Raw genomic sequence first — 19,089 nt, 5'->3', positions numbered from 1 at the left:
GCAAATAGTTAGTGACTGAGTAGGTAAGGACATATTGGTTCAAGTAGCGCTGTGAGATTTCAATTCAGCACCTTCAATATTTCAATAAAGCAGGAACTCAATATGTGTAAGAAAACTTGTAATTTAATCAAAGAACTACCAGAGTTTAGGCTCAAAATCGCTGAATTAGAGCTCACAGACAAAGAGTTTGCCAAACTGCTAGCTGATTACTGTGCGCTCGAACAGCAAATTACAGCGATGGAACAAAATACTGTCGCCGATTTTGAGTTGCATATAAAAGACTTAAAAACGCGATGCATAACGATAAAAGACCGGCTATATATTCGGCTTAAACACGCTCCATGAGCAAAGGCGTTATGCAAGTGCAAGTGTCCAGCAGAGTACGAATATTAAACTATAATAAAGTCAGGTTTTGTTCACAGGCGCTCTTTTTGGAAACTATTAGCCTTTGCTTAATATTGATGGGGCTGTCTTTTTTGTTGCTTTCAGTAAAGCCCGCAATAGAAATATGTCGCATTGCACAGTCTAAAGGATGGTGGTTGCTGCTTGCACTTATTTGCTTTTTTACTTTAGGTTATGCAAGCTTTGCGGCCTATGTTTACTTGAGCGTAGACAGTTCGCGAGTGGTTTTAGCCTTATCTGTGATTCTTGCCCTGGGTGGACTGTTTGTTATTGTGGTGGTTAATTTGGGCAAGGTAAGTTTAATGCGACTACAAGCAGCCCTTGATCTGGAAAAGTATAACGCCCAACATGACCACCTCACCAAACTACAAAACCGCGCACGATGCTTTGAGTGTATAGAGCTGAGAAAAAAGCATTGTGATGCCTTTGCTGTTGTGATTTTCGATTTGTATAACTTGAAACAGATCAACGAGGCGATGGGGCATTACTTTGGCGACCAGTTGCTGGTGGCATTTTCACAAGCTATCTCAAGTAGTCTATTACCAGGTAGCGAGCTGTTTCGAATCGGTGGTGATGAATTTGTGGTTGTCAGTGAAGCGCGCAATGAGCCTGCGCTTTTTGCTCAAAACAACGCCATATTAAGTGCTCTACACAGTGGACTTGTCGTAGAGCATACCGCGGTGGATGTGACATATAGCTCCGGTGCAATCTTAAATATTGTAAGCGAAGATATATCTGCTTCTGAGCTTTTAAAGCGAGCAGATATTGCAATGTATGCGGCTAAAAGAAGTAAACAAAGCTTAGTCTTGTTCGATAAAACCTTGCATCAAGGGGTGGTTTCTGAATTTCACATGCTCAACGACTTTAAAGGGGCACTAGCGCGAGGAGACCTGACTGTTTTCTACCAGCCAATTGTTGATGCGCAAAACTCCACAGTGCATGGTGTAGAGGCTTTAGTCAGATGGCCATCTGAGGATGGCGAGTATATTTTGCCAGAGCGCTTTATTCCAATAGCTGAAAAGAACAACATGATAAAATATCTCAGTGCGTATGTGATAAACACAGTATTTAGCGATATTGAGTTACTTCTGAAATTAAATGATAAGTTGACGGTACATATAAATTTATCCTGCCAGGATCTATTAGGAAAAAATCTAATTAATGTCTTGAATACACAGCTCAATAGCAAAAATGTAGATCCGAAAAGGATCATATTTGAGTTAACGGAAAGTATGGTGATGACAGACGTTGAACAAACCAAAACATTGATCGAGCATCTCATTGATATGGGATTTTCGGTGAGCATAGATGATTTTGGAACCGGCTTCTCATCGTTTTCAATTCTTAAAGAGTTGCCGATTTCACAGATCAAAATAGATAAATCTTTTGTCACCCAATGTTTATCTCAGGATAAAGACCGTGCCATCATTGAAACAACACTTTTTTTAGCGAAACGACTGGGCTGTTCAGTGGTTGCCGAAGGGGTTGAGAATGATGAAACATCTCAGTATCTGGCCAATCAGGGATGTAAATATATTCAAGGCTACAATATCAGTGAACCTTTATCACTGGGTGAAATTCAGCGATGGATTTCCAGCAATGGTTTGGTTCAGACCGCGTTAAGGAAGTATTAAGGTTAGAAGCTGTATCCTCTCGCCCCTTTTTTGCATATTGAAACATTACAAAACTTTGCAAGCGTAACAATTGTCCCTGAAACCAGTATGTTAAGTTTTTAGTCAATAAAATCAATGTACAAAATCTACGTTATAGAACTTTTTGCATATAAAGCAGTGGTCGTGAACGTAAAACAGGTATTGTGCGGTCCATTCTGTTGGGAAGAATGTATCATTCTGTAAAATCCCATACAATTTTTGACAACTTTTGAGATCATAAAACCGTAATATACGCACTAGGTTATTCAGGCCAATAGGTGCGGTAATTGAATAAATTAACCAGCTCTCACATTTGAGCCGTGTGAAGCGTAAACTTTTTAGAGGAATTAAAATTGAAAAAAGTCATCAGCTTTTTATTTCTACTTGTTTGCTCAACGATGGCTGTAGCCAATGAGACACCTTATCAGCTAATCAATCAAGTAGGTGAGGGGCTCTTTGCTGACATAAAAAAAGTCAATGCAGGAGGAAAGGCAACATCAAAGGAAATGCGTAGTATCGTTAAAGAACGATTAATGCCACATATCGACACGCGGTTTGTGTCGAGAAAGTTATTGGGAAAGCATATTAAGGGGCTTAAACGCCAAGAAGCCATTGAATTTATCAATGCGGTAACACATTACCTTGAAGTTACGTATGCAAGTGCCCTTATGCAATATAAAGGACAAGAGGTTGTTTTTGAGCAAGCGCCAGCACCAAAAGACAGTAAGTATGCTACGGTGAAAGCGGTGATCAAAGAAAGCGCAGGGCCTGATATTGATTTGCACTTTAAATTTCGCAAAGGAAAAGATGGCAAATGGAAGGTATATGACCTTGTTGCAGAGGGGATATCTCTTCTGAGCGCGAAACAAAAAGAAATCGTTACGCGCATTTCTCAAGTCGGCCTTGCACAGGTCACATCTGAACTAAATAAAAAAGTTTAAAGCTTTTATTTAGTTAGCCACGAGGAGATAGAAACTTGCCTGTTTCTATTTCTTCTCGGGTTTTCAGCGCCAATTGCTCCAGCACACCGATACTCTTACCCCGTGAAGTCAGTTCATGCTCTATATCAATAATGTCAATCTCTTCAAACCCAGAGAGCTGAGCAATTCTTGCAAATGTATAGGCATGTTTATATTTCTTTTGTTTGTAGAAAATACTAACCAGCGCTTTGTAAACCTCTAAATCTGGTGTCTGGCCAGCTTGGTTTAACTCCAGAACTCGATACAGAAAGTCGATTGTTTTGTCATCATCAAACTTCGCATAATAGGTTGCTAAGAACATCTGAATTTCTTGGCTTTCTCGCACATACGGTTCATCTTCTTGGCGCAACAGTTTATTCATGGCAAATTGGCTGTTGTTTCTTGACCAGTGATAGTAAAGCAACCCTGGGTGAGAAGTTTGTTTGGTATCCTGATAGATGCGATTCATTTCTTTAAGGCTGGTTAAGTGACCTTCAACGCGAGATGTTGTTTTCTCTTTTAGTTTGATGTGCTCAATTTGGGCTGCCAGTGATACACATGCATTATATGTCTCTAGCTGCTTTAACAGTTGATACTTATTTTCGTCAGTTGGGTCTTTGTACTCTATGTAGCGGCCTATGATTAATGATGCTCTTTCCTCTTTACAGTGACTGTCTTTATTTAAGTCATTGCAAAAACCTGGAGTTTCTTCACATACCTTTGCTAATGTCAACGGTTCTTCACACCCACTAAGAAAGGTCAGAAAAGAAGCGCCAGCGACAGCAAGCATCCACCTATTAGCCATTGTTTATCCTACGTAATCTTCAATCGGGCACAACATAACACTTTTGCACCTTACGAAACAGCTTAAACGAGTTGAAGTGCAGCAAGTTTAGTTCTACAGCCGCAGTATTTACTACTAATTACTTAGTTTAGTCGCATGTCAAAAATAATAAATACGCATATTTTCTCCAATATGAAGAAAAAATAAGACATTTTTCTGTGTATTGGTCGTTCCTTTTACGAAAACAAACGGAAATATATGGGTAAGAGTGGAGAATAATTGCAGATTAAATTAGAATGGCGGTGCCCAATAGGGCTATCCGTTCAAAAAAATTGTTTATTAGGCAGAAAAAATGACCTTATCTCACGAGCAAGAATATCAAAATAGCTGGCAAGAGCGCCAAGATTACGCTGAAAATATGCAACCGATCATTGGTCGTTTGTACCGTAACTTGGGTGTTGAAATTGCTGTTTATGGTCGTCCACTTGTAAACACAAGTACTATTGACGTTATCAAAGCACATAAAACAGTAGCACGTTTTGAAGAGACTAAATTGCGTCTTCGTGAAAGCTTCCCTTTCCTAGAAGCTATCAGCAAAATGGAGCTTGCACCTGGTCGTATCGATTTAGGTAAGTTAGCTTATGCATACATCTACAAAAATGCAGGTGAAGGCCGCTCTATCGAAGAGTACTTAAATAGTGAGCTTGCTGACTTATTAAATAAAGGCACAGGCCCTGAACCTCGCGATGTTGTACTATATGGTTTTGGTCGTATTGGACGTTTATTAGCGCGCCTGCTTATCGAGCGCGGCGGCTCTCACGCTGATTTACGTTTACGTGCAATCGTTGTACGTGGTGGCCGTGATGGTGACCTTGAAAAACGTGCAAGTTTACTACGTCGTGACTCTATCCACGGTCCATTCGATGGCTCAATTACTGTTGACCACGAAAAGGGTGCGATTAAAGCAAACGGTAACTACATCCAAGTTATCTACGCTAATTCACCAGAAGAAGTAGATTACACTAAGTACGGCATCGAGAATGCACTTGTTGTTGATAACACAGGTGTATGGAAAGATGAAGATGGTTTGGGCAAACACCTTGCTTCAAAAGGCGCTTCAAAAGTATTACTTACAGCACCAGCAAAAGGCGACATCAAAAACATCGTATATGGTGTTAACAATGTTGATATTCTTAATGAAGATAAGATTGTTTCTGCGGCAAGTTGTACAACTAACGCGATTACACCTGTACTAAAAGCGCTTAATGATAAGTTTGGTATTAAGAATGGTCACGTTGAAACTGTTCACTCATACACAAATGACCAAAACTTAATTGATAACTACCACAAAGCAGAGCGTCGTGGTCGCAGTGCGGCACTGAACATGGTTATCACTTCAACTGGTGCGGCAAAAGCGGTAGCAAAAGCTCTACCAGAGCTTGCTGGTAAACTAACAGGCAACGCAATCCGTGTTCCTACGCCAAATGTATCGATGGCGATTTTAAACCTGAATCTAAATGCAGAGACGACAGCAGAAGAGCTGAATGAGTTCTTACGTGAAACATCTCTGTACTCAGATCTTCGTGACCAAATCGACTACACAGCATCAACAGAAATCGTATCTACTGACTTAGTTGGTAGCCGCTATGCAGGTGTTGTTGATTCTCAAGCAACAATTGTAGATGGCGATCGTGTTGTACTATACGTTTGGTACGATAATGAGTTTGGTTACAGCTGTCAGGTAGTACGTGTAATGCGTGACATGGCGGAAGTAGCTTTCCCAAGTCTGCCATAATTTCGCTTTGACGATGAAAAAAGCCAGCAATTGCTGGCTTTTTTAGTTTTTGATTGGCGTTATGTATGATAGGCTTTTCCATGTTTTTAGCTACATCTGGCTAACATGGATAACAATTCATTCTTTAGCAAAGAAAACGCAATATTACGGCAAGAATGATTGCCAATAAATTTAGGGTATATATGAGAATCTCCAGTAATTTTGACAGCGGAAATATCAAGGTCATTTCGGCGCAGCAGCCTCGTGATATTCAGCTTGAAATCAACAAAGACAATAACTCAGACTTTTTTCAATGGTTTCACTTCCGTCTAGAGTCAACTCCTTTTGTAGAACATAAATTACACATCAATAATTTAAAGGCATCTGCTTACCCTGAAGGATGGGATGACTACCATGCTGTTGCTTCATACGATAGACAAAATTGGTTCAGAGTGCCTTCAGAGTACAAAGATGGTCAGTTGGTTATCGACTTTGAGCCTGAATATAGCCATACATTTTTTGCTTATTTCGCGCCGTACAGTTATGAGCGCCATTTGGATTTACTTTATTGGGCACAAAGCCACGATGCATGCCAAATAGAAACTTTGGGTGAAACTATCGATGGTAGAGATATCAGCTTGCTTGTTATTGGTGAGCCAAGTGAAACCAAAAAGAAAATTTGGATCACTGCGCGTCAACATCCAGGTGAAACCATGGCGGAATGGTTTGTCGAAGGTTTATTGCATAAATTGCTAGATGATGAAGACCCTCATGCGGCAGCATTGTTATCTAAGGCGGTTTTTTACATTGTGCCTAATATGAATCCGGATGGCAGTGTTCGTGGTCATTTAAGAACAAATGCCAATGGCGTTAACCTCAACCGAGAGTGGCAGACTCCAAGTATTGAAAATTCTCCAGAAGTTTATTACGTACTTGAAAAAATGCGTGCGGTTGGTCTAGACATGTATTTGGATATTCACGGTGATGAAGCTCTTCCATACAACTTTGTCGCGGGCAGTGAAGGTATTCCAAGTTATGATGCACGCCTTGAAAGTCTAGAGAGTCAGTTTAAAGATGCATTATTGACTATCACACCTGATTTTCAAGATGTCTACGGTTATCCTAAAGATGAGCCGGGACAAGCAAATCTAACCGTTGCTTCTTGTGCAGTTGGTGAAGAATTTAAAGCACTTTCATACACCATCGAAATGCCGTTTAAAGACAATGCGGATCTGCCCGATCCACATTATGGCTGGTCTGACAAACGCTCTTACCAGTTTGGACAGGATACGTTATCAGCAATCGTAAAAGTTGTAGATAACTTACGATAATAAGTAATTAAGGCAGCCTTTGAGGTTGCCTTTTTTTATATAACAACAATTAGAAGAGGATAAGTCGTGGACGCATTAGGAAGTTTTCTTGATAGCTTAGATGCCATGCTAGGAGGCTCGTGGTGGTTTCCTTATGTATTGCTTGGGGTGGGGTTCTTTTTTACAGTTTATTTAAAGTTCCCGCAAATTCGCTATTTCAAACATGCTTGCCGAGTTGTAACGGGCAAATATGACAAAAAGTCTCTTGAAGGTGACACGACACACTTCCAAGCATTATCAACTGCTCTGTCAGGTACCGTTGGTACCGGTAACATAGGTGGTGTGGCTTTGGCGATATCAATCGGTGGACCCGCTGCTCTGTTTTGGATGTGGATGACCGCTTTTTTTGGTATGACAACCAAGTTTGTAGAGGTGACGCTCTCGCACAAATACCGTGTTAAGACAGAAGATGGCACAATGGCGGGTGGTCCTATGTACTATATGGACAGACGCTTAAACATGAAATGGTTAGCGGTGCTTTTTGCTATCGCAACTGTGATAAGTTCTTTTGGTACAGGTAGCTTGCCGCAAATTAACAACATCGCTCAAGGTATGGAAGCGACATTTGGATTTGAAAGAATGGCAACTGGTGCTGTGCTTTCAATTCTTTTGGCATTGGTTATCTTAGGTGGCATCAAACGTATTGCTGCGATTACTTCAAAAGTAGTGCCTGTGATGGCGGCTGTTTATATCCTAGGTGCGTTTGCGGTTATTTTTTACAATATTGAAAATATTGCACCATCATTTGCTGCTGTGTTTACAAATGCATTTTCCGGCTCTGCAGCTGCGGGTGGTTTCTTGGGCGCTTCATTCGCTTATGCATTTAACCGAGGTGTAAACCGAGGTCTATTTTCTAACGAAGCAGGTCAAGGTTCTGCGCCAATCGCACACGCATCAGCAAAAGCTGATGAACCAGTGTCAGAAGGTATGGTGTCTATCTTAGAGCCTTTCATTGATACCATTATTATTTGTACATTAACTGGGTTGGTTATTTTATCATCTGGGGTATGGACAGAAAAATTCGAAACAGAATTTGAACGATCGTCGATGACTTTTATAAAAGGCAATTATGATGAGAGTAATGACGCAGACAGATCTGAACTGTATAAATATCTGAATGGGTATTCTGATCATAAAGTTGAAGAATACAATGGAACAATTCAGGTCGTACAAGGCATAGCAGTAAACAAAGATTTTACCGTGCTGCATTCTCGCTCGATTGGTGAAGATATTCGCTTTGGCATTTCTGATTCGCATCAATACACCGGAGTCGTTGAAATAGAAAGTGGTATGCCCGTTGACCCGAGTATTTCTATTCAAGGTAAATCGCTTGTTCACTCAGCAGAATTAACAACAAAAGCTTTTACACGTGGGTACTTTGGCGACAGTGGTAAGTATATTGTTTCAATAGGCCTGCTATTATTTGCATTTTCAACAGCGATTGCATGGTCTTACTACGGTGACCGAGCAATGACATACCTACTAGGCCCACGCTCCGTGATGCCGTATCGCGTCTTTTATGTTGCAGGCTTCTTTTGGGCATCCTTTGCAGATACCACGTTAATTTGGAAGTTGGCTGCAGTAGGTATTGTTGTGATGACCTTACCGAACTTATTCGGCATCATGGTTTTGAGAAAAGAAATGAAAGAAACCGTGGATGATTATTGGGAAAAGTTTGAAAATGGAAAAGATCAAGCTTCAGATAGCGATAAAATCGAAAAATCTCGCGATTTCCAATAAGACAAACTAACTCAAACCAAGTAGAATAGGGCGCCATATGGCGCCTTATTTTTTATTCGGAGTAGCGAAAGTATGGCAATTGCCCAATGCCCGAGTTGTAGTAAATCGATTTCTTCAAAGCACACTGAGTGTCCTCACTGTGGTGTAGAAATTGGGAAAATAAGTGACGACGAAATACGTCGAATTTCGGCTAGAAACCGAATTAAGAAACAACAGAGTATTATGAATTACTCATTTCTGGCTCTGATTTTATTTTTGGGTGGTTTTTTATATTTGTATTGGCACCACCCAGTTGAAGGCAGCATTGAAATGTATGCAGCTAAATCCGCAATTGGCATAGGTATGGTTTGGTACCTAATTAATCGCGTGATCTTGGTAATTTTGAAAAAGAAAAAGTGACGATGAATGTAGATAATTTGGTAAGTAGCATTACCCCAGAAGTATTTGAACGCTTACAGTATGGTGCTTCTACAGGGCGTTGGCCCGATGGCACAGAATTAACTGAAGCACAAAAAGAACAAACTGTTCAACTCGTCATGTTATATCAGGCAAAAATCGCAAAATCGAACGAGCAATTTACGATTAATGAAAGTGGTGAAATGGTTCAAAAATCGAAACGCGAATTGCAAAAAGAATTTAAAGCAGAAAACGAAATAGCTAGGTTCACTGAAAATGATCTTTAAACACTTATTTACACCTAAATGGAAGCACCCTAAGGCGCAAGTGCGCTTAGCGGCGGTGGATAAATTAGATACAACCAAGGACGTCGAAGCACTAACGACTCTGGCACTTGAGGACGACTCAATTCAAATAAGAAAAAAAGTCCTCAATAAAATTGACGATTTGGGTCTGTGGTGGAAAGTCTACAAACAAGACCAAGAACTCAAAGAAATTGCAGAGCAGCATATCAGTCAAGCAGTGTTGTCTGGCTCACAAATGTTAAGCAATGATATCCGTGAAGAGTATATTGACAGATATGCTCCGCAGAAGACCTTAGAAAAGCTTGCTTTCTCAGATATTGCACAAACACAACGTGTAAAGTTATTAAAGCGGATAGCAAATGCGCGTCTTATTGAGAAAGCTTTTAGGGAAGGTGAAGAATCTATTCAACTTGCTTTGTTAGAATTGGTTTTTCAGTATGAACTAACAAAAACGGTATCGAAAAGTGCGCAAGGCGAAGCTAAAATTCAAATTGATGCGCATATAGAGCAAGCTCACTTGGCGAAAGTTATGCCGAAGCAGGTAGCTGAGCAGGTAAAACTGATTTTGGCTAAGTTTAATGCACTGCGAGAAAAACTTGATTACGAAACGGTTAGTGGCCAGTTCAACGAATTGAGTCAACAGTGGCAAAGCCTTGAGTTAAAGTGGCTAGATGAAGAAACGCTGGGTGTACAGTCTGAAAAGTACCAAAAGTTAACGGACAAACTGACCGCGCATATAGAAAAACTCAAAGCACAATTTGAAGCTGAAGCAGCGGTACAAAAAGCGCAACAAGAAAAGCAGCAAACTATTGCACAATACACGTCTCAGATCGGTGCTTTTGAAGTAGTACTGAATGAGGCAGTAAGTAAGCTGGATGTTGAGTCACAAACTTCATTACAAAGTCAATTCGGCCAATTACACAGTACATTGGCTGATTCTGCATATAATGAAACGGCGGAAGTTAAAGGTCTAATGCGAAAACTTACGCAATTAAACGACTTACTGACAACCTTGCCAGAAATGATTGCTGCAACGAAAGAGTTTCAAACTGCATTGGATGTATTGAAGCAGGTTGAGATCAGTGAAGATATTGAGCGTCTTGATGCGTTACTTGGTGAGCAAAAACGTGCATATCAAACATGTAATGTGGCGTTAAAATCTTTGCCAGGTGAGTTAAAGCAGAATGCAAAAAGTGAGTTGAATCAGGTGTCTAAATCCTTTTTAGATGGGATGAAACCACTAGTAGAGCAGCAACAGAAATTACTTAAAGAATCGCGTAAGAAAGCACGTGATGTACAGAGGTTGATTGAACAAGGGCGCTTTAATATTGCGTTTGGTGTGTTCAATGGTTTATCTGAAAGTTATGAGCAACTTACTGAAGCGCACAAAGAGCAAGTGAGCAAGCAGTACGATACATTGCAAGCGCAACTTGCAGAGTTCAAAGATTGGCAAAAATACGCATCTGCACCAAAACGTACAGAGCTCCTTGAACAGTTAGATGAAAAACTAGCAGAAACAGACGTTGATCCTAAAGTACGAGCAGCAGACGTTAAAATGTTGCGAATTCGTTGGAACGAACTTGGTCGTATCGAAAGTGAAGAAGAGAAACAACAAGCAAAAGTGTTCGACGAAAAAATAGAATTGTTGTTCGCGCCATGTCGTACGTATTTCGCTGAACAAGAAGAAGCACGTAAACAAGTCGTTGTTGATCGTAAAAAGCTCATTACAGAAATGCAAGAATTGGAAAGCTTCTCAGTTGAAGAAGAAGGCAGTTGGCGCAAGCTTGAAAGCCAGTTTAACCGGATCAATAAACTTTGGCGCAGTGCAGGTAGCTTGGATGCCCAAACTTACCAATCATTAAATGGTCAATATCGCGATGCATATGCAAAAGCAAATGCACGCCTGAAGGCGCACCACCAAAACAATGCGCAGCAAAAGCAAGCATTGGTTGACGAAGCATTGGCACAAGTTGACAATGAGAATGTGGCTGAAGCCTGTGAGGTATTAAAGACACTGCAGAAGCAGTGGCAGGGTATTGGATTTGCTGGCAGTAAGAATGAACATGTTTTGTGGCAATCGTTTAGAAAGCACAATGATGCGGTATTTGCTAAACGTGAAGAGATAGTAGCACAACAAAAACGCGAGAATGCGGCTCTTGAAACGCAGCAGCGTCAGGAGCTTGCTAATCTGGACAGTTTAGTGATCGATGCAAAAACGCAGTCTGAATTAACGCAGTTGCAGGCTCAGATTGGTAGCTTGGAAGTGTTAGGCGGTTTGAATAAAATCAAAAAGTCATTGCTTGAACAAGTTGAAGTAAAGTTGAATGAGTTGTTTTCAACTCTGAATCGAGAAAAGTTTTCAGAGCTAGTAAGCGCTGTTGAAAATAATCAAGATATCCCAGCTTGTTGGCAAGGTAAAAACACCTTGGGCTTGAGTGCTGAAAGATTGTTGTTAAGGCTTGAAATTTTGACCAATGTTGATTCACCTGAGGGGGAGCAGCAGGCAAGAATGGCGGAGCAAGTTGCATTGCTTGATGAAAAGCTGCAAGGTGATTCCCATAAGTTGGACTTTTACTTAGTCAGCTATTTTGCCCAAGCAAAAATTGAAGGGATTGATTTAAACTCAACTCGAGTTTTAAGCGTGTTAAATGCATAGATAAAAAAGGCCCTACTAAGGGCCTTTTTTAATGGCCGTTTTTTATATCTACTTTCAGCTACATAAGAACCAACTCAGTGTTTTTTAGGTCCTCATTTCACTGTACAAAATTGAGCAAGTCCAATGATGAGTTACGCGATTGTGAGCGGTGCTCAAAGATTCCTTCATACATACCGTGTGCGCTCATTATAGGGTAAAAGTTATCTTGGCACGGAGAGGCCACAAAGATTATTTATTTTAACTCTATATCAAGTGGTTACGTTGTTTTTTTGGTTTTATTTATTTGCGTAATGAGTTTGATATTGGTTAGTCACATATCTACTTTTTGAGTAGGAAAGTGACAAATATTTATCTCGGAAATAATAATCATTATCACATAATTCTTATTTATACCGCGCATTAACTTTATAAATTAGCGTAACCTAGTGAATTTAGTGTATTTTGCGGCGCAAACTAAAACTAAAATCGCTTTTTAGTTAAATGATTACTAGCGCACTAAATTAGGGTAAAATAACCCTGTTTTATCTATGCGTATTACTGCCTGACGAGGTTCATATGAGTTTGTATACTGAGTACTTGGAAGAGATCCAAACCCGTAAAACGGAACAAGGACTAAATCCAAAACCAATTGATAGCGCAGAGCTATTATCTGAAATTATTGCCCAAATCAAAGACGCTGGGCATGAGCACCGCGAAGATTCGCTTAAATTCTTCATCTACAACACACTTCCAGGCACAACAAGCGCTGCTGGTGTTAAAGCACAATTCCTAAAAGAAATTATCTTAGGTGAAGAGACTGTTGCTGAAATCACAGCTGACTTTGCATTTGAGCTTCTTTCTCACATGAAAGGTGGCCCTTCAATTGCGGTACTTCTTGATCTTGCACTTGGCAATGACGAAGCGATTGCACAGCAAGCTGCTGAAGTACTTAAAACACAAGTATTCTTATACGACGCGGACACTGCTCGTCTACAAGACGCGTTCAAAGCAGGCAATGCAGTTGCTAAAGATATCCTAGAAAGCTATGCGAAAGCAGAGTTCTTCACAAAGCTTCCTGATGTTGCAGAAAAAATCGAAGTTGTTACTTTCATCGCGGGTGAAGGTGATATCTCTACTGACTTGCTTTCTCCTGGTCACCAAGCGCACTCACGTGCTGACCGTGAACTTCACGGCCAATGTATGATCACACCTGAAGCACAACAAGAAATCGTTGCGCTTAAAGAGAAGCACCCTAACGCAAAAGTAATGCTTATCGCTGAGAAAGGCACAATGGGTGTAGGTTCTTCACGTATGTCTGGTGTGAATAACGTAGCGCTTTGGGCTGGTACTCAAGCAAGCCCTTATGTTCCATTCATCAACATCGCACCAGTTGTTGCTGGTACTAACGGTATTGCACCAATCTTCCTTACTACTGTTGATGTAACAGGTGGTATTGGTCTTGACCTTAAAAACTGGGTTAAGAAAGTAGATGCTAACGGTAACACTGTGACTGATGAAAACGGTGACCCAGTATTAGAAGAAGCATACTCAGTAGCTACTGGCACAGTGCTTACTATCGATACTAAAGCGAAAAAACTATATAACGGCGAAGAAGAACTGTCTGATATTTCATCTGCTTTCACGCCACAAAAAGTAGAATTCATGAAAGCGGGTGGTTCTTACGCGGTCGTATTCGGTAAGAAACTTCAAACACTAGCGGCAGAAACGCTTGGTATTGAAGCACCAACTGTTTATGCACCTTCAAAAGAAATTTCTCACGAGGGCCAAGGCCTAACAGCGGTTGAGAAAATCTTTAATCGTAACGCTGTAGGTGTTGCTTCAGACGCGCCACTACACGCAGGTTCAAACGTTCGTGTTAAAGTGAACATTGTTGGTTCGCAAGATACAACGGGTCCAATGACGTCGCAGGAACTTGAAGCGATGGCTGCTTCAACGATTTCTCCACTTGTTGACGGTGCATACCAGTCTGGTTGTCATACAGCGTCTGTATGGGATAAGAAAGCGCAAGCGAACATTCCTAAGCTAATGGCATTCATGAACAAGTTCGGTCTTATCACTGCGCGTGATCCAAAAGGCATCTACCATTCAATGACTGACGTTATCCACAAAGTATTGAATGACATTACAATCGATGACCGCGCTATTATCATCGGTGGTGACTCGCACACCCGTATGTCTAAAGGTGTCGCGTTCGGCGCCGACTCAGGTACTGTAGCGCTTGCTCTTGCAACTGGTGAATCGGCAATGCCAATTCCTGAGTCTGTAAAAGTGACCTTTAAAGGCAGCATGGCTGAGCATATGGACTTCCGTGACGTTGTACACGCTACTCAAGCGCAGATGCTTAAGCAATTTGGCGGCGAGAACGTGTTCCAAGGTCGTATTATCGAAGTACACATTGGTACGCTAATGGCTGACCAAGCGTTCACATTCACTGACTGGTCTGCAGAAATGAAGGCGAAAGCGTCAATCTGTATTTCAAACAATGAAACGCTTATCAAGTCAATTGAACTTGCTAAGAGCCGTATCCAGATCATGATCAACAAAGGTATGGAAAACGAAGCGAAGACACTACAAGGTCTTATTGATCTTGCTGATGAGCGTATCGCAGGTGTGAAGTCTGGCGAGCAACCAGCGCTTGCACCAGATGACAACGCGAAGTACTACGCTGAAGTAGTAATCGACCTTGACGAAATCGTTGAGCCAATGATTGCAGACCCTGACGTAAACAATGAAGATGTGTCTAAGCGTTACACGCACGATGTGATTCGTCCTGTATCATACTATAACGACAAGCCTGTAGATCTTGGTTTTGTTGGTTCTTGTATGGTTCACAAAGGTGACATGCAGATCATTGCACAGATGCTACGTAACCTTGAGAAGCAAAATGGTTCAATTGCGTTCAAAGCACCTCTAGTTGTTGCGCCACCAACATACAATATTGTTGATGAGCTTAAAGAAGAAGGTGATTGGGAAATTCTAGCTAAGTACGCTGGTTTCGAGTTTGACGATGAGAAGCCAAAAACAGCAGCGCGTACTAAGTACGAAAACATCCTTTACCTAGAGCGCCCTGGATGTAACCTATGTATGGGTAACCAAGAGAAGGCTGAGCCAGGTGATACGGTAATCGCAACTTCTACACGTCTATTCCAAGGCCGTGTTGTAGCTGATACATCAGAGAAGAAAGGTGAGTCACTACTTGGTTCTACACCACTAGTTGTACTTTCAACTGTACTTGGTCGATTCCCAACGATGGATGAGTACAAAGCTGCAGTAGAAGGTATCGACCTAACAGCGTTTACTCCGCTTGAAGAAGAGCTAACGACTAAGTTTGGTTCTGAGCAAGCCGTGCCAGTTAAAGTTGTTTAATCGTAAAAATTATTGACTAAAAAAGCGCGTTGTAAAACGCGCTTTTTTTATGGCTTGGTTTCGACCTTTTGAGCCGAAATATTAAATATCTAGTACTTATTTTTCGCCACAATTATATTTCCCTTCAACTTCTTGCCACACATGACACGTGACACATTAGCCGGGATAACAGTTGTTCTGTCGAGTTGCTGCTAGCTATTAGTTCTTAAAAATAGACTTGGTTATTATGTATTGGAGGCGTAAATATGGCGCGTATTTTTACATGCTAGTCTAAACTTTACCTCTGTCGAATCGTTATATAGTAACATAAGTTGAGTGCTCTACTGTTTCCAAGGTACAGCTTAGTACTCTACACACCGCGCTAATATACACGCTTAAACAGAGGGACTCAGGCATTATGAATGAGCACAGTAGTTTTTATTTTCAAAGTTATGAACAGTGGCGTCATGCAATTACAGTGCGTTGCAATATCAATTTAACACCAGAATACGCAAGAGCCCGGATCCATGCGTTGAGTGACCCAAATGACCTTCATACACGAGAGTTTGCTGCCAAGTATGGAGATGCTTACTTAAAGCAGGTAGTGGCATGGTTTACTCGTGCAGAGCAAAGTACATAGCCCTTGTAGTATCAGTTAACGACTTTATACAGTTTTCTCGATTTCGGGCTTTGTTCGTATACTGCCTAGGGTGGGCGTTTAGAGGTAATTTGGCGGTCATACTTGAGGTGAGTTTATTGTTTAAGATGATCGAACGGCTAGGTTCGATCATCATCGATTTAAAAAGCTTTGTTATAGCCCATCTCTTCAAGTGTTGTGAGAACGGACTCGGCAAACATCCAATGCGCCTGTGTATCAAATTGGCTAGCCCAAGCGATTATTCTGATATTGTAAGGTTGAAAGTCAAAGGCTAACGCTCCCCAAGAGCCTGCGTGTCCAATCATTTCTATCTGGGTATCAGAAGCGTTTAGTTCGCCAATTGCTGATTGGAGGCCCAAGCCATAAAATTCGGAACCTTGCGCATCGACAGGTATACTCCACGATAACCACTGGGCGCGTAACTCAGGGTCTTGAATAAGTGTACCTTCATGAATCGCGCGGTAAAAGCGGTTCAAATCACCAAGTGTTGAGACTATTCCTCCGCCAGCCCAAGCAAATGAAGTATTCATATTGATTGCATTTATATTATGGTTTGCATAAAAATGCTCTGGATAGCTTGTTTCATGATTGTCTTTGCTTAGAAGGTAGTAGTGGTCAGCTGGGTCTTGGGCTTTGTGATTGCCATGAAAGTCCATAAAAGTGCTGTCCATTGCTAATGGAGCAAATACCAATTGTTCCATTAATTGATGTAGGGGAGCATTGGCGACTTTTTCAAGTACAATACCGAGTAAAACAGCATTACTGTCTGAGTAAAGGTGCTGCTCACCAGGTGCTGAATTAAGGTTGTTTGTCAGCCCTCTCTCTAGCATATTCTGCAATATTTTTTGTGGTTCCCACAGCATATTTTGTTGTTGTTTGCCACTGAGTGCTCTATCCAACTCTATATAATCAGGTGATGCAGGATCATACATATAGGATATATAATCTTTAATTCCGGTGCTTTGGTCGAGCAATTGGCGTATAGTGATTTGTCCTCCTCGCTTGACTCCATTGCTCTGGTGTAGATCTGCGACTCGAAAGCCTTGCGGTAAATCTGAGTCGCTCAATAATTCAGACAATTGAGTATCCAAGCTGAAATTTCCCATTTCAATCATTTTCATGGTCACAGCTGCTGTGATTGTTTTTGAAATACTTGCGACTCTAAATGGATGGGAAATGGTCATTTCTTGCTGTGCTTGTACGTTTGCAAACCCGGTGGCACCTTGCCATGTGTAATCTAGATCGTTAAAAGTCACCGACAAAGCCATGTTGGCAATGAGCGGTTGGTGCATTGTGTACAGGGTATCCATTAATTTATTCAGCTCTGATCCTGCAACTTCCTCAATGGGTACAACCTCGACATTTATCTCAGCGTTTGAATGACTGCCTAGTTTATCCACAGCAGTTATACGAAATTGATATTGGCCAGGTAATTTTGGCGCTAAAAATTGAGTTGAAGGCTTGTCTAGTTGCTCTATCAAGGCTTGCTCATTACCACTAATTTGTTGCCATCTGATTGAGTCTAGGTTGTTGTCAATGTCAGTTACAGTGGCAGACAGAACGCCTCGGCTATTTTGAACGACAGATATTTTGTTGTTGCTTAGTTTAATACTCGGCGCCGTATTTTTACTTTCTGAACCACATGCGGCTAAAGTTGCCGCAATCAAGACTAAAAGAGAAGTTCGACTGTATTTGTTGGTTTTTAATCTAATCATTTAATTTAATCTCATCGAAAAACTATAAAGGTTTGTCGATTGAAATATAATAAATAGCCGTCCTTTCTTCTGTATCAAGCTGTAGCTGGTTGTATTGATATGTAGGGCTGTTGGCGCACTTTTAAATTTGCGTTTTTTGTGTTGGTTAATTTTAATGTAGATTGGAAGTTATAGAGATCCTTTCCAGCGTTCAGCCAATATTCCGTTTGTTGTGTGTTATGATGGTTATCGAACTTTTAGGGTATTAGTGGTTGCACCCCAAAGCACAGGCACAACATATCGACTATTATCCTCTAGAGTGCCGCAGCAGAGTCATCTAAAAGTTTGCTACAAGCGCAGTTTCAGGTATATGACTAATAAGTTTAAGTACCAACCAAACATTTCAATTTATTTATATAAGTTTAGCTCGTAACAAAGCTTAACTTATCGCTGTTGGGTGAAAACCACTCTGTTTCATAATTCACAAACTTCATTGGGGCTATTTAATGTAATATTGCCTCAGGTAAAGTCAAAGATTTAGTGTTGAAATACTTCCAGGATTGCTTCTGTAAAATTCGCAATAAATTACCCTTTTCGTGGTCACTTTGTTGTGTTTTTTTATTTTTATCATAAATATTTATTTTTATATTCATGGTTTATGGCGGTGTTACTTTTGCAGCTGTTAAAGTGGTATCTTGTTTGTTGTGAATAATGAAATTGCTGGTGGGTTGGATTGAATTATTTTGTCTGGTTTGAGGTTTTTGTAAGTATAGAGTAATTAAGCTTTTAATATATATTGAAATTTTATTGTTTTGTAATGTTGATATGTTGTTTTTGTTTGTTTATATTTTTTAGCGGTACTTAACAAATATAAAGGAAATATAATGAAAAAACATATCGCAGCAGTACTACTTTTAGCCCCACTTTTTGCATCAGCTTCATCTCAAGAGGTTAAAGAAGATCAAGTAACTTCTAGCGCTTACGGCAAGATCACAATTTGCCAATATGAGCACATTGGTTCGTCTTTTCCTGAATCCGGTTCGTTCCCTGGAACTATGGTATCTTTTACACATCAAGGGCATATTCAGTGCCGAGGACCCGTGTATGTAAGTGGTTTCAGATATGTATTAGACAGCCAAACACATACCTATGGCCGATATCGTTAATTTTAATTGATAAGGTAAACCTTGCGACTTAATGTTGTGAGGTTTTATTTTATGTCATGGCTTCTTTTATAAACTCTCTTCCTCAAAATCGGCGTCCTCCATATTAAATGCACACATTAAGGCTGGGAAGTTCTCAGAGTTTTTTGGCTTGTGATTTAGCGTAGTTTTTATCAGGTCGTGATGGGAAG

Annotated in this window: 14 protein-coding genes; 12 read left to right on the top strand and 2 right to left on the bottom strand. The window is 40.6% G+C overall.

All coding sequences use genetic code 11. The annotated features are described in order from the left end of the window. The first annotated feature begins 102 nt into the window (after nucleotides 1-102). The 3 genes from MHN81_RS02935 (at nucleotide 103) to MHN81_RS02925 (ending at nucleotide 2,995) form a co-directional block, all read left to right on the top strand. Complete coding sequence (locus MHN81_RS02935; RefSeq protein ID WP_023400306.1) at nucleotides 103-345, top strand: DUF465 domain-containing protein; 243 nt, start codon at nucleotides 103-105, stop codon at nucleotides 343-345. A gap of 86 nt (nucleotides 346-431) precedes the next feature. Then, nucleotides 432-2,036 (top strand): bifunctional diguanylate cyclase/phosphodiesterase, encoded by a 1,605-nt coding sequence (locus MHN81_RS02930; protein ID WP_239424995.1) that lies wholly within the window; start codon nucleotides 432-434, stop codon nucleotides 2,034-2,036. A 371-nt stretch (nucleotides 2,037-2,407) separates the two neighbouring features. Further along, complete coding sequence (locus MHN81_RS02925) at nucleotides 2,408-2,995, top strand: ABC transporter substrate-binding protein (protein ID WP_023400308.1); 588 nt, start codon at nucleotides 2,408-2,410, stop codon at nucleotides 2,993-2,995. A 13-nt stretch (nucleotides 2,996-3,008) separates the two neighbouring features. Here the strand turns inward: MHN81_RS02925 and MHN81_RS02920 are convergent, their stop codons facing one another. Continuing rightward, nucleotides 3,009-3,818: a DUF2989 domain-containing protein gene (locus MHN81_RS02920; protein WP_023400309.1), complete on the bottom strand. Its 810-nt coding sequence runs from the start codon at nucleotides 3,816-3,818 to the stop codon at nucleotides 3,009-3,011. 331 nt (nucleotides 3,819-4,149) lie between these two features. On the opposite strand from MHN81_RS02920, the gene MHN81_RS02915 reads away from it, so the two are divergent. The 8 genes from MHN81_RS02915 (at nucleotide 4,150) to MHN81_RS02880 (ending at nucleotide 16,023) form a co-directional block, all read left to right on the top strand. Continuing rightward, nucleotides 4,150-5,592, top strand: a complete 1,443-nt coding sequence (locus MHN81_RS02915; protein ID WP_023400310.1) for a glyceraldehyde-3-phosphate dehydrogenase — start codon at nucleotides 4,150-4,152, stop codon at nucleotides 5,590-5,592. Nucleotides 5,593-5,774: 182 nt separating this feature from the next. Next, a complete protein-coding gene (locus tag MHN81_RS02910; RefSeq protein ID WP_023400311.1) occupies nucleotides 5,775-6,902 on the top strand; it encodes a M14-type cytosolic carboxypeptidase in 1,128 nt (375 codons plus the stop codon). A 66-nt stretch (nucleotides 6,903-6,968) separates the two neighbouring features. Next, nucleotides 6,969-8,681 (top strand): AGCS family amino acid carrier protein, encoded by a 1,713-nt coding sequence (locus MHN81_RS02905; protein WP_023400312.1) that lies wholly within the window; start codon nucleotides 6,969-6,971, stop codon nucleotides 8,679-8,681. A 72-nt stretch (nucleotides 8,682-8,753) separates the two neighbouring features. Next, entirely contained in the window at nucleotides 8,754-9,080 is a 327-nt protein-coding gene (locus tag MHN81_RS02900; protein WP_023400313.1) for a hypothetical protein, read from the top strand. A gap of 2 nt (nucleotides 9,081-9,082) precedes the next feature. After that, a complete protein-coding gene (locus MHN81_RS02895) occupies nucleotides 9,083-9,364 on the top strand; it encodes a DUF1315 family protein (RefSeq protein ID WP_023400314.1) in 282 nt (93 codons plus the stop codon). Further along, nucleotides 9,354-12,038 carry a DUF349 domain-containing protein gene (locus MHN81_RS02890; protein ID WP_023400315.1) on the top strand — a complete coding sequence of 895 codons (2,685 nt, stop codon included), beginning with the start codon at nucleotides 9,354-9,356 and terminating at the stop codon, nucleotides 12,036-12,038. Before MHN81_RS02895 ends, MHN81_RS02890 begins: the two co-directional genes overlap by 11 nt. A 555-nt stretch (nucleotides 12,039-12,593) precedes the next feature. Beyond that, nucleotides 12,594-15,404 carry a bifunctional aconitate hydratase 2/2-methylisocitrate dehydratase gene (locus tag MHN81_RS02885; RefSeq protein WP_023400316.1) on the top strand — a complete coding sequence of 937 codons (2,811 nt, stop codon included), beginning with the start codon at nucleotides 12,594-12,596 and terminating at the stop codon, nucleotides 15,402-15,404. Between the two features lie 397 nt (nucleotides 15,405-15,801). After that, entirely contained in the window at nucleotides 15,802-16,023 is a 222-nt protein-coding gene (locus tag MHN81_RS02880) for a hypothetical protein (RefSeq protein WP_239424994.1), read from the top strand. Between the two features lie 158 nt (nucleotides 16,024-16,181). Here the strand turns inward: MHN81_RS02880 and MHN81_RS02875 are convergent, their stop codons facing one another. Continuing rightward, nucleotides 16,182-17,756 (bottom strand): serine hydrolase, encoded by a 1,575-nt coding sequence (locus MHN81_RS02875; protein WP_239424993.1) that lies wholly within the window; start codon nucleotides 17,754-17,756, stop codon nucleotides 16,182-16,184. Nucleotides 17,757-18,619: 863 nt separating this feature from the next. Between MHN81_RS02875 and MHN81_RS02870 the strand changes: the two genes are divergently transcribed. Continuing rightward, entirely contained in the window at nucleotides 18,620-18,901 is a 282-nt protein-coding gene (locus MHN81_RS02870; protein ID WP_239424992.1) for a hypothetical protein, read from the top strand. Nucleotides 18,902-19,089 lie beyond the last annotated feature (188 nt).

The sequence above is a fragment of the Pseudoalteromonas sp. Of7M-16 genome (genome assembly GCF_022347805.1).
GTDB classification, from domain to species: Bacteria; Pseudomonadota; Gammaproteobacteria; order Enterobacterales; family Alteromonadaceae; genus Pseudoalteromonas; species Pseudoalteromonas luteoviolacea_F.
The sequence above is the reverse complement of the archived record's forward strand: the minus strand, read 5'-3'. Positions and strand labels throughout refer to the sequence as shown.